Origin of the sequence: Tistrella bauzanensis (assembly GCF_014636235.1) — a bacterium.
GTDB classification, from domain to species: domain Bacteria; phylum Pseudomonadota; class Alphaproteobacteria; order Tistrellales; family Tistrellaceae; genus Tistrella; species Tistrella bauzanensis.
In genome coordinates, this window is the sequence record NZ_BMDZ01000009.1 from 1 (window position 1) to 21,637 (window position 21,637).

Below are 21,637 nucleotides of genomic sequence, written 5' to 3' on the forward strand. Positions count from 1 at the left end.
TCGTCGATCAGCCGTGGCTCATCATGTCCATCGGCATGCGATCATGGGCACATGGGTGACCGTCCATGGGACTTGGTATTAGTTCTCGGCAGTAGCCTTCGCAGGCCAGTTTGTCGCACAGAACCAGTGGGTGACCCTGAAGTTCGTTGAGCGGAACTTGCTTGTGCGCAAGAAGCGAGTGCCGCGCTGGCACGGCGATCACAATCGGGTCTCGCCAGATCGGTTCAGCCACGATGCCTTCGCCAACATCCGCCGCGTGTGCAAATCCGATCGTGAAGTCGCCAGACCGTAGGCCCCGTATCTGCTCGGTCAGCGGTACCTCGGAGAGACGTATCTCGACCTCGGGCTCTTCCGCGCGGCAACGAGCTAGGAACGCCGATAGTCGTGGGTCCATCGCACCATCGGAAATTGCAATGCGCAGGCTGCCCCTCAGGCCCGCGGCAATGGCTCTGGCATTCTCACGCGCTTGCTCCAGGACAGTGAAGAGTCGGCGGGTGTCCTGCAAGAATGCCGCCCCCGCCACGGTCAGCCGTGTACCCCTGCGGTCGCGGTCAAACAGCGTGACCCCAAGCTCATCTTCCAATTCCTTGATCGCGCGAGACAAGGGGGGTTGCTCTATATGCAGCCTCTCGGCCGCCCGCGTGAAATGCAACTCCTCTGCCAAGACGACAAAGCATCGTAGATGACGCAACTCCATAAATCGGGCTCCTCGCAGGTTCTCATTCGCGCAAGATGTCCCGTGGACGAATCACGGTGGATGTGGAGGCTGGATCCATTCCAGGGAAGTTGATGCGCTTGACATCGCAAAAACTGGCATCTTGAGCGCTCGTGGTTGCTCGTGACGCGTCCCAATCGCGCGCGCCCAATCGGGGCGCGCGTCTCTGTCACACTGTGCAGAAGCTTTGAAAAGCACCGCACACCCGCGGCGTCATCCGCCGTGCTCTTTTTGTAGCAGCGAGCCGAGGCGAGCGACTTCATTGCTGGTGATCGCGATGTTGCGCCCATCCTTCGTCGACACCGAAGCCCCGACATTGAGATAGACGGCGCGCCCGAAGCGGCTTTCCTGTGCCATCTTTCCGTCCTTGAAGATGTACAGCGTTCCCCCGTCAGCCAAGGGAACCATCTCCTTGGCTGCTTGGGCTGCTGCATGACCGGCGAAGGCTGGCACGGAGAGAGCGCTCAACAGGGCGGCAATGACAATTTGCGATTTCATGATCGACTCCTTTGTAAAAACGACGACAACTTGCGCCGCGTCGTTAAATGTAGAAGCAGGCGGTCTACAGAGGGCTTACCCGTGCATTACATTCAATTCATGCGCTGTCATCTGCCGCCCATGAAGGATTAGGTTCCAGTGGGAGACAAGATGCCAAGCCATGCAACGCTCGCCAGAACCAAAACGGCCAAGGTTGCCTCCGTGAACAGACTCTGCCTAAGCTTGATGACTGCCTGTGCGCGATTGCCTGCCTTCAAAGCTGCCTCCAGGCTCGGGCTCAACCGATACCGATTGGCAGCAGCCAACGCCAGCATGCCTGCGAAAAGCAGGAGCTTTACCATCAGCAGCCGGCCATACAGCGTCGAGATGAGCGGATCAAACGATGGTCCGGCGATCAACAGGTAATTGAGAGTTCCACTCACGACGAGTGCAGCCACGATCGCTGTACCTATGCGAGCAAAGCCATTCGACGTCCGACTGAGGACCGCTACCGGGTCTTGCGCGACATCCCGCTTGTGGGATGCCAGCATCAAGAACGCCAACAATGCGCCCACCCAAGCGCCCGCTGCCCAGAGGTGGGTGATATCCGACGCAAGATGGATGTAGCCGCGAACGCCGTCGTCCATGGCGCCGTGGCCTGCCCACGCAAGGGTCGCCAGCGCCACGCCGGTGGAGAGCGCCATCACTGCAAATCGCAAGGTAGCGTTCAATTTCAACATTGCGACGAGCACACACACCAACAGCGCGAGGATGCGAATGCACCAGGCGATGCCCATGTGCGTGCCCGTAATGAGCATGTCGAAAACGTGCGTTGACAGCTCCGCGTAGCTTTGGGCGCCGGACATGGCCTTGGCCATGACCGTCATGCCCCACATCGACAGGGCAATGCCGATGGCAGCGGATGCGCCAATGAGGACGCGATAGCGGCGCGAGATCGTCGAGGATCGCTCGTCGTTGCCCAAAGCATAGAGTCCGAACATGGCGACGCCAAACGCCGCCGCCAGGTCCAGATAAAGCGCCAGGCGCAGGACGATGGTCAACCAATCCCCGGCCATGGGCTTACTTCACCTTGAAGGTGACGTTACCCGTGATCGGATGCGTGTCCGAGGAGACGGCACGCCATTCGACGCGATAGTCGCCGGGCTGGAGCGCCTGTGCTGGCGTGATGACCATGGTCTTGCCGTCGCCGGCACCCGCGACGCTGGCGTTGATCTTCATCGGGCCATGGCTCGCCATTCCCGGCATGCCAGTCATGACAAGGCTCGCGGCGGAGAACTGCGGCACCAGCGTTTCGGAGAACTTCAGCTCGATGGTGGCTGGCGCGGAAACCTGCGACTTGTCGGCTGGCGTTGAAGACACCAGCGAAGGATGCGCGAATGCGGCGGTGGCGAACAGACCAGCAGCGATCGGCGCGACGAGCTTGGCGATGAAATGTGAACGGGTCATAGAGATTTCTACCTTGATGTGTGAGGAGTGGTTTAAGAACGAAGTGCCGAGATAAGGCTTGCACCTTCGCAACGGCGTGGAACGAAAGAAACGGTTCGCTGGGCGATAGCAGGCTCCTGTAGGTTCAGAAAGAAAATCCGGTCACAGTCGGCTCGCTCTCAGGCGCAAGGCGTTGCCAACGACCGACGCCGAACTCAGGCTCATCGCCAATGCTGCGATCAGCGGCGACAGCAGCCAGCCCGTGAGGGGATAGAGAACCCCGGCGGCGATGGGGATGCCCAGCGCGTTGTAGAGGAAGGCGAACATGAGGTTCTGCTTCATGTTGCGCACGGTACTCACCGAGAGCGTGCGAGCGACAGCGATGCCACGCAGGTCGCCCTTGACCAGCGTGACCTGGGCGCTGTTCATCGCCACGTCGGTCCCCGTTCCCATGGCGATGCCCACGTCTGCCTTCGCCAAGGCCGGCGCGTCGTTGATGCCGTCTCCGGCCATGGCGACGATGCGTCCTTCTTTCTGCAGCCGCTCGATCAACATGAGCTTGTCCGCCGGCTTGACCTCACCATGCACCTCGTCGATGCCTAGGCGTGCACCGACGGCTTTGGCGGTGGTCTGCCCGTCCCCGGTGGCCATGATGACCCGCAGGCCCGCAGCCTTCAACGCGGCCAGGGCCTCGGGGGTGCTGCCCTTGACCGGATCGGATACGGCGAGCAAGCCCGCGAGCTGCCCGTCCACAGCCAAGTACATGACGCTTGCCCCTTCGCCGCGCAGAGCTTCGGCCTGGGGTACGAGCGGTTCCACCGATACGCCAGACTGTTCCATCAGCACTGTGTTGCCCAACGCGAGTTGCCGGTGCTCAACCTTTCCGCGCACGCCGATGCCGGTTCCCGATTCAAAGCTCTGAGGCTTCACGAGTTGGAGGCCCTGGGCACGCGCGGCCTGCACGATGGCGTCGGCCAGGGGGTGTTCACTGCCCTGGTCCAGGCTGGCCGCAAGACGCAGCACCTCATCGTTCGTAAAGCCGGGTGCTGCGACGACCTGATCGAAAGCAGGTCGGCCTTCGGTCAGGGTTCCTGTCTTGTCGATGACGAGGGTATCGACCTTGCGAAGATTCTCGATCGCCGCGGCATCGCGGAATAGCACGCCCTGCGTGGCGCCACGGCCCGTTGCGACCATGATCGACATCGGCGTGGCCAGACCCAGCGCGCACGGGCAGGCGATGATCAGAACGGCCACCGCATTGATGAGTCCATAGACCCAGGTGGGCTGCGGCCCGAAGAATCCCCATACAAAGAGCGTCGTGACCGCAATGGCAACGACGGCCATCACGAAGTAGCCGGCAACGACATCGGCCATGCGTTGCATCGGCGCCTTGGAACGCTGCGCCTGGGCGACCATCTGGACGATCTGCGACAGAACGGTGTCCGAGCCGATCCGCTCCGAACGCATGACCAGCGCGCCGCTGGTGTTGAGTGTGGCCCCGATGACCTTGTCGCCCGCGCGCTTGCTTACGGGCAGCGGTTCGCCGGTCAGCATGGATTCGTCAATCGAGCTGCTGCCCTCGTGCACGATGCCATCCACCGGCACCTTCTCGCCGGGTCGGATGCGCAGCAGATCGCCGACGTGCACATGGCTGAGCGGCACGTCTTCCTCGCTGCCGTCCGCATTGATGCGCCGCGCGGTCTTGGGCGCCAGCCCCAGCAGCGACTTGATGGCCGCCGAAGTCTGGGAGCGCGCCTTGAGTTCCAGCACCTGGCCGAGCAGTGTCAGCGAGATGATGACGGCGGCGGCCTCGAAATACACGCCGACCCGTCCCATGGACATGAAGGAAGCTGGAAACACTTCCGGCGCAACGGTTGCCACGACGCTGTAGATGAATGCCGCACCCGTTCCCAGGCCGATCAGTGTCCACATGTTCGGGCTGCGGTTGACCACGGACAGCCAGCCGCGGGAGAAGAAGGGCCAGCCGGCCCACAGCACGATCGGCAACGACAGCACCAACTCGACCCAGCTCTGTGTAGCCATGTCCATCAGGTGTAGCCGCTCGCCCAGCATCGCCAGCGCCAGGACCACGAGCGTCAACGGCAAGGTCCACCAGAAGCGACGCGAGAAGTCACGCAACTCCGGGTTGTCGTCGTCGAGGTCGGGCAGCAGAGGCTCCAGCGTCATCCCGCACTTGGGGCAGATTCCCGGATGATCCTGGCGGATCTCCGGGTGCATCGGGCAGGTGTAGATTGTTCCGGGTGCGGTTGGCGATGCCGCCGGGGCCGGTGAAATCGCGGTGCTGGCATGGTGATGCGGTGCATGGCCGCTGCCTGTGCCTATGCCCGCGCCACCGCTGGCATATCGCGCCGGATCGGCGTCGAATTTGGCCTTGCATCCGGTGCTGCAAAACAGGTACGTGTTCCCCAAGTGCGTGGAGCGGTGCTCCGACGCCGCCGTGACCGCCATCCCACACACCGGATCTCGTGTCGAGGCATCGGGCTGCGAGTGGCTTGAGGGCCCGCCCGCATCGTCACTTCCAGCATGGCTGGCGTGATGGTGGTGGGTATGCGTGCCGGACGTTGTGGCACCCGCCGCCATGCCTGCGTGCTCATGTCCTGAAGACTTGCTGGGTGAATTCATAGTGACAAGTGCCCTCCGCCGTTAACCGTTGGTGTCTGGTGATCGCAGCAGGCCGCACGCGCGCAAGGAGACAAGCGCGGCGTCGCGTGCTCGCACGGTGCGAGTGCCTCGACTCATTGCTTCTGCTCCTTGGAGGCTGCGGCACCTTCCTCACCCTGACGCGCGGCATGATCGTGTCCGCCGTGGCCGTGACCACGGTGCATGAACAGGTGCATCAGCGGACAAGCCGCCAGCAGCAGGAAGGGGAGATAGCCGGCAACATGTGCCGTGTGCTCCTTGAGCAGGAAATACGCGGCGACAGCGGCGATGATGAGGAACGCCACGCCGTAGCGCGATCGCCAGAACCGGGGACGATCGCTGGGGGTATGTGTGTGCTGATGCTGCATGGCATATCTCCACGGAGAAGGGTTGATGGATGGTCAGCGATGCGACTGATAGACCGTGCTGCTACCGTTTTTCCCGATCAGCAGCACGTCGTAGGCGTCCTTGCGTCCACCATAGGCCGGACCATCCATGCCGGGCGAACCGACCGGCATGCCGGGCGCCGCAAGGCCGATGGCCTGCGGGGCTTCGCGCAGCAAGCGTTGAATGTCCGAGGCAGGCACATGACCCTCGATGGCATAGCTGCCGATCTGCGCCGTGTGGCACGAACCGTACTTCTGCGGGATGCCCAGCCGCGTGCGCGCTGCCGTGTTCCCGGTGTCGAGAACCTGCACATCGAAGCCTGCGCCTTGCAGGTGTGAGACCCAGTCCTTGCAGCATCCGCAGCTCGGGTCCTTCCAGACCTTGGCAATCGGTCGGCTCTGCGCCAGGCTCGGTCCTGCGAGTGCCATCACCAACAAGCCAGCGATCAATGCCTGGCGTCTCGGCACTTTGCCCTGGCTTCTGTCGTAGTGCATGTTCATAGATTGCCTCTCATCAGATGATCAAACCCGCTAGGTTCTAGAACCAGAATCGCACGCCAGCCACCCAGCGCGTCTGCTGCGCGCGGCCGCCTTCGGCACGCACATAGTCCGCGGTGCGTCCGAAGCTGCCCGCCCGTTCCACGCCGATATAGGGGGCGAACTGGCGACTGAATTCATAGCGCAGGCGCAAGCCAGCAGACGCTTCGGCCAAGCCCTTGCCGATACCGCGTTCCGGGTCGTCCTTGCCATAGAACTGCAACTCGGCGCGAGGCTCCAGAATCAGTCGCTGGGTCAGCAGCAGCTCGTAGCTGCCTTCGACACGCAGCGCCGTACGTCCGCCACTTCCCACGTAGCCCGTCGCCTCCAGCTCGAACCAGTAGGGGGCGAGGCCCTGGATGCCGAAAGCCAACCATTGACGGCTCGGGCCTTCGCCGTTATCCACCCGAATGCCGAGCTGGGTGTCCCAGTACGGTGCGACGGCGTGCCCCCAGAGAAGCTCGGTACGCGATTCTTCGAGCTTTCCTTTGGCGATATCGCCTTCGGCCTTCACGACGGCCTTGTTGTAGGTCGTCCCATACCACGCCTGGAGGTCGTAGGCCGTGGAATCGTCCCCTTTGCGCGTGAAGCGGCGTTCCAGGGTTTCGCCGCGCAACGAGAAGAACCTGTGTTCGTCGGCCAGCATCAGCCGCGGCACACCGGGTACGGCGTAGTCGCCCGATCCCAATGTCAGGCCATTGGAGTAGCCATGCGGATCGCGGGCGTCAGGAGGCGCCGACCCGCCCTGCATCTGCATGTTGCCGTGATCCATGGCCGGGGCCGCGGTCGAGCCGCTCGCCGACGCCGCGTGACCCGCGTGCGGGTCGGCGGCAGGAGCCACGGTCTGAGTGGATGGCGCGGCCGTTTGAGAGTCGGCCTGGCCGTGCGCAGCATGGTCGTTCTGTGCTTGTGCCTGTGCGGCGACGCTTACCAGGGCCAGTAGCGTCGTGGCCAGTGCGCGAGTGGGGAGTGCTTTGGACATTCTTGGTCTTCCTTGTGCGCTGGGTTCAAGACACCACGACTTCGCGGAACATGCCGGCATCCATGTGGAACATCAGGTGGCAGTGCCACGCCCAGCGGCCGAGCGCGTCGGCTGTCACCAGGAAGCTGATGCGTTGTGCCGGCTGCACCGGCAGGGTGTGGCGGCGCGCAAGGAAGCGACCGTCGGGGCTTTCCAGCTCGCTCCACATGCCGTGCAGGTGCATGGGATGGGTCATCATGGTGTCGTTGTGCAGAATGACCCGCAGCCGCTCGCCGTGTTTGAAGTGCACCGGCGTGGACTTTCCGAACTCCAGCCCGTCCAGGGACCATGCGTAGCGTTCCATGTTGCCCGTGAGGTGCAATTCGACCTCCCGGCCAGGGCCTCTCTTGTCCAGCGGCCCCGACGGGGTATGCAGATCCGCGAGGGTCAACACGCGCCGACCGTTGTTGCGCAGTCCAATGCCGGGGTCATCGAGGTTGGTGCGCGCCATGTCAACGCGCATGTCCGTGCTGGCACCATACTCGGTGCGAGCGTGGCGGGCAGTAGTGCTGGGCACGGCCAGTCCCCCCGCAGCCGCGGCGTGTTGGCTGTGATCCATCGCCATGCCACCGTGGTTCATGCCAGCCATCGCCCCATGATCCATCCCGGACATCGAACCCGAGCCCATCCCGGTCATCCCGGTCATCCCGGTCATGCCCGTCATGCCCGTCATGCCCGTCATCCCGGTCATCTCCATGGCCTGGCCGGACCCGCCATGGTCCATGCCCCCCATCATGCCGCCCATCATGTCGTTCATGGTCAGCCATTCGACCGGATCGAGGGCAGGCACGGGAGCTTGAAGACCTTCACGCACGGCCAGCGTGGCACGCGCGTAGCCTGTCCGGTCCATCGCCTGGGCGAAGATCGTGTAAGCGTCATCCCGTGGCTGGACGATCACATCGACGGTTTCGCCCGGACCGAATCGGAACTCATCGACCGTCACCGGCTCCACGTCAACACCATCGACGTGCACCACCGTGAGTTTCAGTCCGGGAATGCGTACGTCGTAGAAGGTGTTGCCCGCACCGTTGACCATGCGCAGCCGCACGCGCTCCCCCGGTCGGAACAACGCCGTCCAATTGCCGGCGGGGGTGACGCCGTTGGCCAGATAGGTCAGCGTGGCGGCGGACAGATCGGCGAGATCCGTCGGATTCATCCGCATCTCGTTCCACATCTTGCGCTTGTCGATCGCAGCGGCCATGCCGTCGCGCGAGGCGTCCCGGAAGAAGTCGAAGACGGTAGGTTGGTTGTAGTTGTAGTAGTCGCTTTGGGACTTGAGCTTGGTGAACACCCGCATCGGGTCTTCGTCGGTCCAATCCGAGAACAGCAGCACGTGGTCACGGTCGGCGCGGATGGTCTCGGCGCCAGCGGGGTCGATGATGATCGCCCCGTACATGCCCGTGAGTTCCTGGAAGCCGGAGTGCGAGTGGTACCAGTAGGAGCCGCTTTGCTGAACCTTGAAGCGGTACGTGAAGGTCTCGCCGGGAGCGATGCCTTTGAAGCTAATGCCCGGCACGCCATCCATCTGATACGGCAGGATGATCCCGTGCCAGTGGATGGATGTGGCTTCACGCAGCTTGTTGGTCACACGGATTGTGACGGTGTCACCCTCGCGCCAACGCAATGTCGGTGCCGGCAGCGAGCCGTTGATGGTCGTAGCCACGCCTGGCTTGCCCGTGAAGTTCACGGGCGATTCGGCGATCACCAAGTCGAACTCGGTGCCTTTTAGCACAGGGGCGGCACCGCGCGTCGCGGAGCCTTGCTGGGCAAATGCCTTGAACGCCGGCGTGGACAGCCCAGCGAGAACGCCGCCGGCGGCTAACCCTTGGACGAAACGCCGACGAGAAAGGCCCTGTGGGGGCACGATAAAAAAGGGTGAACGAGGCGGCATGGCCTGAAATCCTCCATAGATGACTCGGAAGTCGTTCTAAACGCCACCCCATCCTGAGCGGCACAGTTCGACGCAATGCAGGTCATGCTATGGGTTGGGCACTTTCCACCGAATGACCCTTGAATTACATTCATGTAATGTTCGTGTCATGTTCGTGGAAGCTGGCAACCAGTAAATTGCTGATTGAAGTGGATGAATGCGTACATCGTGAGCGGCTATTTTTCTGCGCCGCAGCGATTTCATGGGACATGCGATGAAACTGCTGGTCGTTGAAGACGAGAACAAGACGGCGGATTACGTCCGCCAAGGTCTCATGGAGGCGGGATTCGTAGTGGATCTGGCGCGCAACGGATTGGACGGACACCACCTGGCCATGGGCGAGACATACGATCTGGTGGTCTTGGATGTCATGCTGCCGGATGTCGATGGCTGGCGCATCGTGCGTGCCCTTCGAGATGCCGGTAAACAGGTCCCTGTACTCTTTCTGACGGCGCGTGGCGGTGTGGACGACCGTGTCAAGGGATTGGAACTGGGAGCGGACGACTACCTCGTCAAGCCATTCGCCTTCTCTGAGTTGCTGGCGCGGGTGCGGACGCTGCTGCGACGCGGAAGCGCTCCGAGCCAGCCTGATCGCATCCAGGTTGCCGATTTGGTACTGGACTTGGCGCGCCGACGTGCAACGCGCGCTGGCCAACGCATCAATCTCACCAGCAAGGAGTTCGCGTTGCTTGAGCTCCTGGCCCGTCGCCAGGGGGAAGTCCTTCCACGTTCTCTGATCGCGTCGCAGGTATGGGACATGAATTTCGACAGCGACAGCAACGTCATCGATGTAGCCATCCGCCGCCTACGCGCGAAGATAGACGATGCGTTCAATCCGAAGCTCATCCACACCGTGCGTGGAATGGGATACACGCTCGATGCGCCCGATGATGCCCCTGCGCCATAAGCCGCGGCAAAGCCGTCCAGCGTCGCTTGCATTGAGGGTCACGGCCCTGGTTGGTATCGCCACGACCTTGGTGTTTCTTGTGTTCAACTGGGTCATTCTCCGGTCGTTGGAGCACCACTTTGCTCAACAGGATGCCCACGAACTGGAGGCAGTGACAGCCGCTTTGGCTCAGCCCTTGCACCAGCTTGCAAGTGACATCGCAAGCGACGAACTGAAGCAACACTTGGCCAACGCAGTCGCAGGACATCATGGGATGACGTACGGCGTCTACGATGGGTCTGGCAATAGCATCTATGCCACGCCCGGTCCTGACCTGTCGAAACTTGACAGTAACAAAAAGTTGGTGAACCGCATCACCGCTGACGATTTGATCGTGTGGCACGAGGATCAGAGGTCATATCGAGGTGTGGTGGTACAACTGCCTGCTGACGATTCAGCGGCGTCCGGCTACCGCATCGTCGCCGCCATGGACATCGGCTTTCATCTCGACTTCCTGGCGGAGTTCAAGCGCATGCTTTGGTGGGCAACCGGCTTGGTCATGTGTCTGGCGCTCGGTGTGGCTTGGCTGGCGGTGCAGTGGGGCCATCTGCCGATTCGCAAGGTCAATGAAGAGATTCGGGCGATTCGCTCTTCAAAGCTGGATGTGAGGTTGGATCCTCGGGATGTGCCGATCGAACTGGCGGAACTGGTATTTGCCTTCAACGATATGTTGGCGAGAATCGAGGAAGGCTTCACCCGGCTATCACACTTTTCCGCAGACATAGCGCACGAGTTGCGCACGCCCGTCACCAACCTGGTCACGCAGACTCACGTAGCGCTTGGCCAGCCGCGCAGCAACGAGGAATACAGAGAAATCCTCTATTCAAATTTGGAAGAGTTTGATCGGATGGGACGCATGATTGGAGACATGCTGTTTCTTGCCCAAACGGAAAATGATCCCCGCAACTTGCGCTTGTCTACAATTGATCTGTCCGAATTGGTGCGGAGTCTGTTCGACTATTTCGAGGCGCTGGCAGAAGATAGCGGCATTACGCTTGGCGTTAAAGGGGCGATCGGCAGCATAGCGGCGGATCGGGAAATGCTCACCCGGGCGCTGAACAATCTTCTCTCGAACGCAATTCGACACACTCCTCGCGGGAAGAGCATCACGGTCTTGCTCTCGCAGGATGAGCAGTGGACAACGATCAGTGTGGTCAATCCCGGTGAGAAAATTCCTGAGCCCGATCTACCAAAGCTCTTCAATCGATTCTACCGAGTTGATCCGGCACGGCAACGAAATACGGCGGGCGCCGGTCTTGGCCTTGCCATCGTGAAATCGATTGCGGAGGCGCATGGTGGTTCTGTTGCCGTGACCTCCAGCGAGCTTGTCACAAGATTTGACTTGGCACTGCCCCATCTGCGGCAGTAGTCCGGGTGAGCTTCGGTGCCGGATAGCCGCATTCGGAGATGCAATGGCGCAGATCCTTGACCCTGAGGCATCGCTCGTCGAGATGAATCGTTGCGCTTCCCGCAACATAGTTGGCATCCGCATTATGGACGCCGTGAAGATACAGCAGCTTGCGGCGCACTCCCTCACCGCTCAGGCTCGATACAAGCCCTCCGACTTCAACGTTGATCGACTTCATGAATGCTCTTTCCTGTTAGCTGTATTTGTGGTGTCAAGGAGCGAATCGGCCCGAGTCCAGACAGTCCTGCGAGAACTCGAAGACAATCTCCCGGTCGGGAGCGATGACCTTATGCTTCTTGCCGGCGTAGTGCAGCCCAGAGACGGGAGAGGCGCTGCCTTGTTCCATCATCGCTGCGCTCATCGGGCCTTTGGCTCTGTCTGAATAAAGGTGCGCTTTGGCGGCAATAGACTGCCCCGGCGAAATTGAGGAGGTCATGTTGACGCCCCTTGCTTTCCTGAAGTCTGTTCGCAGTGTCTGGTCTCACCCAACAGGGATAGATAGGGATTGCTCGGAGGCGTTTCCGAGAAAAGCAGGCTCGGATCTTCCAGAAGGTATCCATGCAGACGGCGGGATTTTCTAGGCCCGGTTACTTCACAGGTCCAGATGTTCAGGCCGTTCGGTTGCTTGCGATGCAGCTGCAGCCTCTCGAAGCGCTTTTGTATCCACTGCCAGTCTTGCTGGCTCTCCTGCTTGGCCAGCGCGCTGACTTGCGGATGCTCCTGCGCATAGCGCTGGAATACGCCGGGGCTGACCAGGTAGGCGGTGCCGCTCGCGGTATGCACGAGCGCTTTCGCGTCGTTGATGATGAGCCGGCGGGAAGCGATGCCTTGTTTCAGCCACGCCATGAAGTGCTCTCCGGATGGCGCTGTCGTGGGCTTGGGCGCTGGGGACGAACGCTGAGGTGCGGTCAAGGTCGTCGCTTCAGTACGCGCGGCAGACACCGGCTCCGAAGGTGCTTCAGCGTCCTGCCGGGTTGCGGGTGAATTCACCATGCCCACCATCGAAAGCATGTCTTCCATGGCGTCGGGCAGCGGTTCACCTTTCGCTGGACGAGAGGGGTTACCTCCCTCCCATGGCGGAACCTCTTGGCCCTCCGAGGCTGACTGCGCTCCGGCCGGCGGAGTAGTGGCTGACACATCGGGCCCTTTGTCCGTGGCCGCCGCGTCGATCGCCACTGTGCCGGCGAACAGCGCCGGCCTCTCGCTTGGCTCCCAGATCAGCGCGGGCCCGAGGCGCAACAGCGTGAACGAGTGACACCAGCCGGTGGAACTGGTCACGGTCGCGCGCCAGATCGCCTTGCCGTCGGGCGTCGGCTGCAACATGCCGTGATCCTGGAGGACGTTGAACACCGCGGTGTTGTTCGCAGGAATGCCGTCAACGCCTTGGGACAGCAGGTGCGCACGCAGTTTGTCCGATACCGTCTTGCTCACCAGCCACAGCGCGTCCTCGGTGAGCCAGCCATCGGAGGCTTCCGGCTGGTTCAGCTTCAACTGTTCCTTGAGCAGGTAGCGCAGCCCGTCGAGCAGCTTGCGTTGCAGCGCGTGCTTGGGAGCGGCCATGGCGCGCGCCGGATCGCCGCCCAGTTCCTGGGCCACGGAAGCGCGGTCGGCCTGCACGACCAGTTCGCCCAGCACACCGGCGTGCTCGTACTGGCCGGCCAGGACGTAGAGCAGCGGTCCCCACAGGTCGGGATAGCCACTGAGCCAGTCCAGGAGTTGGGTGTCCAACAGTTGGCGGTAGAGCAAGCCCGTCGCCGCGCTGTGCAGGTGGTATTCGCGATCGTCGCGGTAGCGGAAGCGGTACGGCTGGTGCAGCGGACCGTACCACGGGTGCCACAGCGAGCCATCGGCCAGTTCGACGTGCAGATCGACGGCGATCTTGCCGATGTCGTGCAACAACGCGGCATAGGCGACTGCAGCAGTCCAGGCCTCAGCCTGCGCAGCCTGGTCCTCGGGGCTTGCGCCGATGGGAAGCAGATGGGACTGCCGCAGCTTCAGACTGTAGGCGACGATTTCCAGGCCATGGTCCAGCATGCCGCCGGGGTAAGCGTGATGATGCGCCTCGGAAGCCGGGAAAGCCTGGACCAGCTCGGCGTAGCGTTCCAGTGGCGCCCGGTACAAGGTGGCGAACTGCTTACGTGAGAGCGACGTGCGCTGCCAGATGTGCTCCAGCAGCTTCTGCCGGCGCGGGGTGGCCAGCAGCGATGCGGCCGACTCGGGCCGCATCAACCCTTTCGGGAGGTCGGTGACCGATGGTGGCGTCGGAGCAGCAGCAACCGCGGGCCGTTTTCGCTGGAACAGAGAGAGCATGCGGGTGTCCTGTCGCGGGCCGAGCGGGGAGGCCTTTTTGCCTTTTCGGGATAGAGCCTTTCCCCTTGCACCCCATTCCCTTGCCATTTCGACCCTTTACAGCCTTTGGGTATAGGGCGACGGGTGCTGACCGTCCACCGCCAATGCGGGTTGCAGCAGGGCCGGATTGATGCAGGAAGGCTGGCTGTTCACGCCCTACGATGGGCCGATTCTTGGACTCGGAGAACGCCGTGAGGCTTCACGTTGACAAAGTAAGGAAATTTCCTTACCATGCGGGTATCGCAATCAGGAGAGCCGCCATGCCTGCCATCCACGAAGTTGCCACGCTGACCTCCAAAGGCCAGATCACGCTGCCCAAGCCCATCCGGCAGGCGCTCGGCGTCGATGCCGGTGGCAAGCTCGCGTTCGATCTGCGGGGCAGCGAAGTCGTCGTCACCCGCGTCGATGCCGAGCATGAGGACCCCGCCATCGGCGCATTCCTGAGCCTGCTGGCCCGCGACATCGAAGCTGGCCGGAACGTCCAGGGCCTGCCCGAGGATCTGGCCCGCGCCATGCTGGAGCATGCTGGCCACGGTCTGGACCTGGACGAGGAGATCGACGGGAAAGTGGAACTCTGATGCAACGGCATGGCTGGACGCTGCTCTTCCACGACTGCGTGATCGAGCAGTTGCAGAAACTGCATGCGACCGCGAGGCGCGCGCAGGAGAACGACCCGACGGGCTTCGAGTCCAATGCCAACGTCAAGCTCTTCCGGGCCTTGAGCCAGTTGATCTTGGATGTGGTGCCAGGCGATCCGGCACGCGACGAGTACCGCCAGGGCAACACCTTGGGACCTGCCCACCGCCACTGGCGAAGGGCCAAGATCGGACGGCGGTTCCGGCTGTTCTTCCGGTATGACTCGAAGGCGAAGGTCATCGTGTACGCCTGGGTCAACGATGAACAGACCCTGCGGTCTTCGGGTAGCAAATCGGACCCGTATGTCGTGTTCGAGAAGATGCTCGGGCGCGGGAACCCACCAGACGACTGGCATGCGCTGATACAGGCAAGCAAGCAGGATTGGAGCAAACTGGAATAGGCATCGCTCAATAGCAGGAGACGACCATGAACACCACGACACGCATCCGTACCGCAGAACGACTCGGCCGCACCTTGGGTCGCGGATGGCGTGCCTACGTGCGCGGCGAACGCCGGGCATCGAGCTGGTTGGTGTCAAAGGGGGGGGCGGCGGCCGGTGCCACCGCGCTCGTGTGGGTGGTCAAGCTGGTTGCGCTCGGGGTGCTGCTGTACACCACCTTCTGGCTGGCGGTGTTGCTACTGCTGGGCGTTGCGGCGGTATGGATGGCTGGCAATTCGGCTAGAGATGAAGACCGCTGGACGCAACAGGATGAATTGCGCAATGGCGAGGCGGGCTTTGGCCTGTATTCTTCCAATGGCCAGCGGCTCGACCCTCACGACCCGAACGATCCGTTCGATGACTGAGGTTTGGCCTGTTTGTCACAGAACCTTGCCGGCTACCTTGTTTACACCTGACCCGGCGCTATCACGCGCTTCCTTGGAGCCGACAGCAAGGTTCTGAGCAATCACCCCAGCCTTAACTCCGACCCACCCCAAAGCAGCGACCCAAAACGTCGGCAGGACCAGAAACATCGTGCCTGTGACGAACATCAGGAGCATGTCGCCGAAGGCGTTGTTCAGCCCCACCAGCGGGTCGAAGTTGGTGTGCGGCCGGTTCCAGCCGAACCCCCAGCCATAAAGTGCGTCCAGGATCGTCGAATCGATCCAGCGCGCAAGCTGAAACCAGAAATCCGTGAAGAACAGCGCGAACTGCACGACGCTGACCGTGACGACCGTCTTCAAGTCATAGGTGCCCACGACCAGCACGAGCGGGATGCAGATTACCAATGCCATCTTGAGCAAGGCGAGCACCATCGGCAGCGCCTGCCGCACGACGTCCATCGCGGGAAACGAGGCAATCGCGCCAACTGCCATTCCAACGTCTCCCGTAGCCCGCGTCACGATGTTTGGCAAGGTCTTGTCGATCTGGCCGCCGTAGTCGGTATAGACGCTGCCTTGGTTCAGCTTCTGCTGCCGCGGTGACGCGATCGCGCGGATCACCGAATTGTCCACCTCGGCCCGGCTCAGGAAGCCAGCCCAGCCCGCCAGGCGATTGAGCAGGCTCGGGTCCACCTGTCCCAGCAGCCGTGCCCGCAGGCCATTGCTGCCATCAGCCCACCATTGCCTGCAGGTCGGGTAGCCACCGCCACTGGATACCTGGGCCAGCCCAGCGTCGCGGTTGCTGTCATAGGGCCAGTCATCGCGCGGCGTGCTGGAGCGATACGTGTCGTAGTACCCGTTCGTGTCGGTGAAGAACCGCGATCCGATCCAGGTCACGTCGTGCATCTGCTGCTCATCAAGTTGAGGGCGCTGCATGAACAATTTGGCCCGTGCAGGCCCATAGCAATCCCGAGAGAAATCCGCTACTTCCTGAGCCAGCACCGGATCATCGATGCGCGTGGCGTCGATCTCCATGCGCATCTGCCGCAGGTCCGTGCCGCACGGGATTGCCGCCACCGAAGCGCCCGTGACGGCGCGCGAGAGCGCGTGCATGAACGCCCACCACACCGGCACCTTCGCCGACTGGTTGTTGATGGTGCTGAAGGACTGCGACCAGCCGGTATCCGCGGGCTGCGCCACGCTGACCTGGCACTGGGCCGAGCGCGAGCTGTCGTACTGGATGGTGTTTAGGTCCACGTCGATGAACGGAATGCCGGCGAACATCACCACCACGATGGCGACGAAGACCCGGTTCTCGATGCGGGCGGCGCTCAGCACGCCTTTATTGCCCTCGTCGGCGCCTTCAGCACGAGCTTTCAACCACTCCTGCACGACGATGGCGACGAAAGGCAGCGCGAATACCCCGCTGGATACGAGGGCCGCCCAGATGCCGTTGTTGACGATCCAGGAAACGAGTGTGAGGTAGTACTCCAGGTAGTCGGTCGTGAAAAGCGTCATGGCCTCGATCCCCTCAAGCGGCCTGCATCAACAAGCTGGCTTCCAGCACGACGATGGCGACGACGCCCGCGATCTCGCTGCGCATCAGGCGGCGCCGTGCCTGCCCATCTGCCCCGTCCTGGTCTTCGCGCGCCAGCAGCCGGCGGCGCATCCAGAGCCACCCGTAAACCGTGGCCCCGTACAGACACAGCCGCCACACGAAGAAGTAGCCCGATGCGGCCGCGAGCCACCGCTCCCATCCGGCCACGCTGCCGACCAGGTAGATGCCGGCGATGTTGGCACCCACCGCAGCGGCGACGAGCACCACCGCCCACAGCAGCGCCGTCGCCGCGCGCCGGCTGAAGAGCCAGCGCAAGGGGCGCCAGGCCATGCGCTCCGCGTTCATGGCCTGGCTCCGGGATTGCCCTTCTGCAACTGGTCAAGGCGGTCGGGTACCGGATCGCCCTCGTAGATGCCGCGCGAGCCGGCCGCCCGCGTGCCGTGGCGCTGGATGATGGCCATCGGCGAGTTGTTCGCCAGTTCGCGCCGCAGCTCCAATTCCGTCTTCAGGTTGCGGATCTCCCGGTCGAGCGTGTCGCTCTCATGGTTCACGGCCTGCACCGCAAGTTCGTTGGCTGCGACGTTGGGCTCCTTCTTGCCCGTGAGCAGCGTGCGTTGGAGCAGGAGCGCCTTCTCCAGCACCGATGACAGCGCCACTTCGGACGCGAGGCGCCGCGCCAGCAGGTCCTGGTCCGGCTCGTCGCGCAGCGCCTCGATCACGCCGCGGGTGATCGGCAGCGACGTGCTGCCGGCCTCGCGCAAGTTCTCGAAGGTGGTATTACGCGTGCCGGAAACCAGCTCCTGCAAGACCTCCAGCTTGGCTTCGTACTCCTCCTGGATCAGCGGCGTCAGCCCGACGCCGGGCACCGTCTCGGTCTTAGTGCAGGAGTCGCACGTGCGCTGCACCTGCTCTCCGAGGGCGCGCGTGGCCCATTCGGTCGCCTGCTGCGGCGACGTCCAGGTCTGGCAGGACAGGCTCGCGCAACTGGTGGACGCGATGGAGGAGGTGTCCGTCACGCCGCGACCGTTGACCAGGTTGTAGCCCGCGCGGGTGACGTCGCCGACCACCCGGATGGCGGACTGGCCCGCGCCACCGGCATTGCTGCCGCCCACCCAGGGCACGCCGTCGTTGCCGCGGCGCGTCTCGGCCTGCTCGACGGCCGATACGGCATCGTTGCTGCCAACCGCGTCACGCAGGGCCATGCCTTCGGCCATCTGGCTCCAGCCAAGCTGGCCACCCGCCGTCTCGGCCATCTTCTCCGCCATGGCGCGGCACGTCAGCTTGGAGCGGTCGAAGTCCAGCCGCGCCTGCAGCACGCCGTTAGTCAGCAGGTTGTACAGGCCCGGATCGGCGCGCTGAATGATCAGCGCCGGCAGCGATGCAACCGCGCTGGTCGCGCTCTGGATCACGTTGCTCATGATCTGCTGAAAGCCGTTCGTGATGCCGTTAAGCTGATTGCGCAGCGTGGTCTGGATGCTCATGTCGCCGCAGATCAGGTTGCTGTTCCACCCCACGCCGACCCCGATGGAACGCATGCCGGCCGCGCGGCCCATGGACACCGCACTGCCACCGCCGATCGAGTACATGACGTCATCGCCGAGGACGGGGCCGCTGTTCTGGTATCCGACCTGCGCCCACGCCATGCCGCAGACCAGAGCGAGCGTGCCGGCCAGCGCCGTCGGGCGCAGCAGGCGGCACGCCTTGGCGGAAAGGTTCATCGGTTCAGGACGCTTCATCGTGGCACCTCAGAGGAAATCGACGCTGCCCAGGAACACCTGACCGCGGCGTTCGCAGCACGCATAGGGACGCCACAGCGCCCAGGCGTAGTCGCCTTGCTGGGCCTGGGTCAGCGTGCCGCTGTGCGGGAACACCACGCAGGTGTTGGACAGGCGCGGCGTCAGCTCCTGCCACTTGCCCGTAGAGGCATCACCCTCCATCAGCTCGCCGGCCGGCCAGTAGCCGTCGCGGGCGTTGGCAAGCAGCGGCTGGTACACGTGGATCTGCCCGCGGCGCGTGACGACATCGCCCGCGCGCTGGGCCACCACAGCCCCGGATTTTTGGTCGTCGGTCTGGTGCAGGAAGCCGCCGCGCGGATAGACGTTGCCCCAGAGATTCATCGTGGTGCGCGCACCGACCTCGCGCATGCCCGGAATCAACGCCTCCGGGTAGGCCATTTCAGGCACGTTGTAGCGCCAAGCCAGCGTGTCCAGCGTGCTGAGTAGATACGGCATGAAGGCCGTGCCCGCGCCTTGGCAGAAATAGCCCGACGACGATGCGAACTGGTTGAATACCTCGCCGCCAGGATGGCCGATGACATCGCTGTTCTTGAATTTGGCGAGGTTGTTTTCGTGGTCTTCGTTCGTGGTCCCATCCCCACCTGCCTGTGCGGATGGGTTGGGCGTGCTCATCGCCTGCACTTCGACCCAGGGGTTCTCCCCGGTGTTGCTGTAGCTGGAGACGACCGCATCGGGCACGTAGTGCCGGACCTTGGTGGACGTGCGCACCGTGCAGCCCGTCCAGGTGCAGTAGAGCCAGTAGCAGATGCCCACCACCCGGTATTCCAGGCAGTCCGGCGACATGACGGAGGACACGATGGTGGCGGTGTTCAGGGCGTAGCTGCCGGTGGCGCTGACCAACAGCAGCGAGGCCACGGCGACGCGCAGGCGGCGCAGCAAGTCGAATGGGCGATGGGTCACGGCTGCGTCCTCCGGTACTGCTCGATGCGGGACACCGCCCGGGCCACGTCCGGCTCGCCATAGACCACATAGCGTTGATCTACCACGACGGCCGGGATGGCGGCGACGCCCAGGCTCCATGCATCGGCGACGCCCTGGTAGGCGGTGCCGATGCGGCGCTGAAGATCGGTGCCGCCTTGGTTCAGTCGTTGCCGGACGATGGCTGCTGCCCGCTCGGGGTCGGCCGGCAGATCCGCGGAAAGCTCGGCCTCGATCCGGGGCGCTTCGTCCAACTCGATCAGCCGCTCGCCGCCGGCGGTCTTGACCGGGTGGCGGCTGTCGGTGACGACCACCACGTCGGCGGCGAAGGTGGCCGGGCTGAACACGGCCAGAGATGCCGGCAGCGCCACGGCCAGGCCAAGGGTTCGCCAGCCTGGTGCGAACCGGGTAAAAGCTGCTGGCATGTCATGCGCCCCGGAAGTTGATCAGGGCCATAGTCAAACGCCGAACCCCACGCGGCCCCAACAAACAATGCGCATCGCGGCCACCCCGCATACCTGCTTGCGTCGCTGCGAAGAAAAAGCGGAGGCCGAAGCCTCCGCGCTGATCAACGAAGCAGTGCAACCTTTACAGCAGGCCGGACTCCGCAAAGGAGAACGGGGCACCCTGGCCGACGATGATGTGGTCCAGTACCCGCACATCGATGAGCGCCAGCGCGACCTGCAGTTGCTGGGTCAGCATGCGATCCGCGCTCGACGGTTCGGAGATGCCCGAGGGGTGCTGGTGGCTGAAGACCACCGCGGCGGCATTCAACTCCAGCACACGCTGCGCGACGACACGCGGATAGACCGATGTCGAGTTGATCGTGCCCCTGAACAACGGCTCGTAGGCCAGCACCTGGTGCATGCTGTCCAGGAACACAGCGGCGAATATCTCATTGGGCTCAGCGACCAGTTTCAGACGCAGGTAGTCCCGCACAGCGGCCGGTCGGCTGAGGCACGGTCCAGCTTTGAAGATCCGTCTCTCCAGCAGCACGATGGCTTGCTGGATGATCCAGTCCTCGTGTTGGGTAGCGATGGCGGAAAGCGACTCCAGGTAGGAGTCATTGACGACGAAAGACATGGCGAACCTCCAGACGGTGAGATCGGAGGGCGCGCGCCCTGGGAGGGCAAGCCCTCCTGGGGAACGAACAAGGTGCATCCATCACCGCGGTAGCGGTGATCGTTCGCGGCCAGGACGCGAGGCGAACGGGTTGCGGTCAGCGCAGCGGACTGCGCCGTAGCCTTGAAGACCGGGGCTACCTGGGCATGTCGCCGACGACGTCGGCAGGCATTTCCGATGTGGGTGTGGTGGCGGGATCGCCGGCGGCGAGCATGTCCATGGCTGACAGCAAGGCATCGCCCTCGATCGGACCCTGCAGCAGGATCGCCTTGCCGCTTTCGCGATCGTGCAGCCGCAGCGACGGCGTGGCGGTCACGCCGCTGTTCGTGGCTTCCGCAGTTTGGGTACGAATCGCCGCGTCGGGCCGCTCGCTCGCGATGCACTGCTCGATGGCTGGCGTCAGGTCGGGGTAGCGCAGGTCCTCGGGCAAGCCCTGGCCGTCGCTGCGCGTGTGGGCATATACCCACTCGACGGCTTGCCAGAAGGTGGCATGCCCGCCGGCTTCGCCGGCGCATTCCGCCAGACGCGCTTCGGCAGAAGCGGCCGGTTCATGTGCGGCCAACGGCAGGTGGTGCCATTGCAAGGCCACGTCGGCATTGCCGGCCACCCAACGTTTGAGCACAGGGAAATAGGACCGGCAGAACGGGCATTCGAGGTCCGCGTACAGCGTCAGTGTGAAACGACCTTCCGGATTGCCCATCTGCCACGGAGGCCCTGCCACCTGTGTCTCGCTGACTGGCGCCGAAGTCTGAGGTGTGGACCCGCCTGGCGAACGGGACACGAGCCAGATCAGCAGCAGCGCAACCAGCACTGCAGCCAACGCCCACGGCCAGCGGGTCCCCCAGCGCCGACGGCGGAACGCCTGCACCTGCATCGGGATGGAAGGATGTTTGTGTTCCATGGCGTTCTCCG

General features: G+C 63.2%; 23 protein-coding genes and 1 pseudogene. 5 read left to right on the forward strand and 19 right to left on the reverse strand.

Annotated elements, in window-relative coordinates; translation table 11 throughout:
• Positions 1 to 79: 79 nt before the first annotated feature.
• The 9 genes and pseudogenes from IEW15_RS05745 to IEW15_RS05785 form a co-directional block, all read right to left on the reverse strand.
• Positions 80 to 697 (reverse strand): annotated as a pseudogene (locus IEW15_RS05745) (LysR family transcriptional regulator); the annotation flags it as partial.
• A 231-nt stretch (positions 698 to 928) separates the two neighbouring features.
• Positions 929 to 1,213: a CopK family periplasmic copper-binding protein gene (locus IEW15_RS05750; protein ID WP_003090336.1), complete on the reverse strand. Its 285-nt coding sequence runs from the start codon at positions 1,211 to 1,213 to the stop codon at positions 929 to 931.
• Positions 1,214 to 1,341: 128 nt separating this feature from the next.
• A complete protein-coding gene (gene copD / locus IEW15_RS05755) occupies positions 1,342 to 2,268 on the reverse strand; it encodes a copper homeostasis membrane protein CopD (RefSeq protein WP_016445094.1) in 927 nt (308 codons plus the stop codon).
• A 4-nt stretch (positions 2,269 to 2,272) separates the two neighbouring features.
• Complete coding sequence (gene copC / locus IEW15_RS05760) at positions 2,273 to 2,659, reverse strand: copper homeostasis periplasmic binding protein CopC (RefSeq protein WP_008063308.1); 387 nt, start codon at positions 2,657 to 2,659, stop codon at positions 2,273 to 2,275.
• Positions 2,660 to 2,800: 141 nt separating this feature from the next.
• Positions 2,801 to 5,107, reverse strand: a complete 2,307-nt coding sequence (locus IEW15_RS05765) for a heavy metal translocating P-type ATPase (RefSeq protein WP_013391824.1) — start codon at positions 5,105 to 5,107, stop codon at positions 2,801 to 2,803.
• 287 nt (positions 5,108 to 5,394) lie between these two features.
• Positions 5,395 to 5,667: a DUF2933 domain-containing protein gene (locus IEW15_RS05770; protein ID WP_013391823.1), complete on the reverse strand. Its 273-nt coding sequence runs from the start codon at positions 5,665 to 5,667 to the stop codon at positions 5,395 to 5,397.
• A gap of 33 nt (positions 5,668 to 5,700) precedes the next feature.
• Positions 5,701 to 6,186 carry a DUF411 domain-containing protein gene (locus IEW15_RS05775; RefSeq protein ID WP_013391822.1) on the reverse strand — a complete coding sequence of 162 codons (486 nt, stop codon included), beginning with the start codon at positions 6,184 to 6,186 and terminating at the stop codon, positions 5,701 to 5,703.
• 37 nt (positions 6,187 to 6,223) lie between these two features.
• Positions 6,224 to 7,204, reverse strand: a complete 981-nt coding sequence (locus tag IEW15_RS05780) for a copper resistance protein B (protein WP_013391821.1) — start codon at positions 7,202 to 7,204, stop codon at positions 6,224 to 6,226.
• Positions 7,205 to 7,229: 25 nt separating this feature from the next.
• Positions 7,230 to 9,134: a copper resistance system multicopper oxidase gene (locus IEW15_RS05785; RefSeq protein ID WP_013391820.1), complete on the reverse strand. Its 1,905-nt coding sequence runs from the start codon at positions 9,132 to 9,134 to the stop codon at positions 7,230 to 7,232.
• Positions 9,135 to 9,387: 253 nt separating this feature from the next.
• On the opposite strand from IEW15_RS05785, the gene IEW15_RS05790 reads away from it, so the two are divergent.
• Together IEW15_RS05790 and IEW15_RS05795 are read left to right on the forward strand one after the other, a co-directional pair.
• On the forward strand, positions 9,388 to 10,080 hold the full coding sequence (locus tag IEW15_RS05790) for a heavy metal response regulator transcription factor (protein WP_003097513.1): 693 nt from the start codon (positions 9,388 to 9,390) through the stop codon (positions 10,078 to 10,080).
• Complete coding sequence (locus tag IEW15_RS05795) at positions 10,052 to 11,488, forward strand: heavy metal sensor histidine kinase (protein WP_013391818.1); 1,437 nt, start codon at positions 10,052 to 10,054, stop codon at positions 11,486 to 11,488. Before IEW15_RS05790 ends, IEW15_RS05795 begins: the two co-directional genes overlap by 29 nt.
• Here the strand turns inward: IEW15_RS05795 and IEW15_RS05800 are convergent.
• From IEW15_RS05800 to mobH, 3 genes are read right to left on the reverse strand one after another with little or no spacing between them, the layout of a single operon-like run.
• On the reverse strand, positions 11,448 to 11,705 hold the full coding sequence (locus tag IEW15_RS05800) for a heavy-metal-associated domain-containing protein (RefSeq protein WP_013391817.1): 258 nt from the start codon (positions 11,703 to 11,705) through the stop codon (positions 11,448 to 11,450). The genes IEW15_RS05795 and IEW15_RS05800 overlap by 41 nt on opposite strands.
• A 33-nt stretch (positions 11,706 to 11,738) precedes the next feature.
• Entirely contained in the window at positions 11,739 to 11,963 is a 225-nt protein-coding gene (locus IEW15_RS05805; protein ID WP_034012201.1) for a hypothetical protein, read from the reverse strand.
• A complete protein-coding gene (gene mobH, locus IEW15_RS05810; protein ID WP_016445100.1) occupies positions 11,960 to 13,837 on the reverse strand; it encodes a MobH family relaxase in 1,878 nt (625 codons plus the stop codon). The genes IEW15_RS05805 and mobH overlap by 4 nt, the downstream gene beginning before the upstream one ends.
• Positions 13,838 to 14,136: 299 nt before the next feature.
• Between mobH and IEW15_RS05815 the strand changes: the two genes are divergently transcribed.
• From IEW15_RS05815 to IEW15_RS05825, 3 genes are read left to right on the forward strand one after another with little or no spacing between them, the layout of a single operon-like run.
• Complete coding sequence (locus IEW15_RS05815; protein ID WP_013391814.1) at positions 14,137 to 14,454, forward strand: type II toxin-antitoxin system PrlF family antitoxin; 318 nt, start codon at positions 14,137 to 14,139, stop codon at positions 14,452 to 14,454.
• Entirely contained in the window at positions 14,454 to 14,912 is a 459-nt protein-coding gene (locus IEW15_RS05820; RefSeq protein ID WP_013391813.1) for a type II toxin-antitoxin system YhaV family toxin, read from the forward strand. The genes IEW15_RS05815 and IEW15_RS05820 overlap by 1 nt, the downstream gene beginning before the upstream one ends.
• Positions 14,913 to 14,938: 26 nt before the next feature.
• Entirely contained in the window at positions 14,939 to 15,316 is a 378-nt protein-coding gene (locus IEW15_RS05825) for a DUF3742 family protein (protein ID WP_013391812.1), read from the forward strand.
• A 15-nt stretch (positions 15,317 to 15,331) separates the two neighbouring features.
• Here IEW15_RS05825 and IEW15_RS05830 read toward each other — a convergent pair whose 3' ends face one another.
• The 7 genes from IEW15_RS05830 to IEW15_RS05860 form a co-directional block, all read right to left on the reverse strand.
• Positions 15,332 to 16,849, reverse strand: a complete 1,518-nt coding sequence (locus IEW15_RS05830) for a conjugal transfer protein TraG N-terminal domain-containing protein (RefSeq protein ID WP_013391811.1) — start codon at positions 16,847 to 16,849, stop codon at positions 15,332 to 15,334.
• 13 nt (positions 16,850 to 16,862) lie between these two features.
• Positions 16,863 to 17,234 (reverse strand): hypothetical protein, encoded by a 372-nt coding sequence (locus IEW15_RS05835; RefSeq protein WP_013391810.1) that lies wholly within the window; start codon positions 17,232 to 17,234, stop codon positions 16,863 to 16,865.
• Positions 17,231 to 18,625 carry an integrating conjugative element protein gene (locus tag IEW15_RS05840; RefSeq protein ID WP_013391809.1) on the reverse strand — a complete coding sequence of 465 codons (1,395 nt, stop codon included), beginning with the start codon at positions 18,623 to 18,625 and terminating at the stop codon, positions 17,231 to 17,233. The genes IEW15_RS05835 and IEW15_RS05840 overlap by 4 nt, the downstream gene beginning before the upstream one ends.
• 9 nt (positions 18,626 to 18,634) lie before the next feature.
• Complete coding sequence (locus tag IEW15_RS05845; RefSeq protein WP_003116802.1) at positions 18,635 to 19,585, reverse strand: TIGR03756 family integrating conjugative element protein; 951 nt, start codon at positions 19,583 to 19,585, stop codon at positions 18,635 to 18,637.
• Positions 19,582 to 20,028: a TIGR03757 family integrating conjugative element protein gene (locus IEW15_RS05850; RefSeq protein ID WP_003116803.1), complete on the reverse strand. Its 447-nt coding sequence runs from the start codon at positions 20,026 to 20,028 to the stop codon at positions 19,582 to 19,584. Before IEW15_RS05850 ends, IEW15_RS05845 begins: the two co-directional genes overlap by 4 nt.
• A 163-nt stretch (positions 20,029 to 20,191) precedes the next feature.
• A complete protein-coding gene (locus tag IEW15_RS05855) occupies positions 20,192 to 20,686 on the reverse strand; it encodes a JAB domain-containing protein (protein ID WP_003116804.1) in 495 nt (164 codons plus the stop codon).
• Positions 20,687 to 20,861: 175 nt separating this feature from the next.
• A complete protein-coding gene (locus IEW15_RS05860; protein ID WP_003116805.1) occupies positions 20,862 to 21,626 on the reverse strand; it encodes a DsbA family protein in 765 nt (254 codons plus the stop codon).
• Between the last annotated feature and the right edge of the window lie 11 nt (positions 21,627 to 21,637).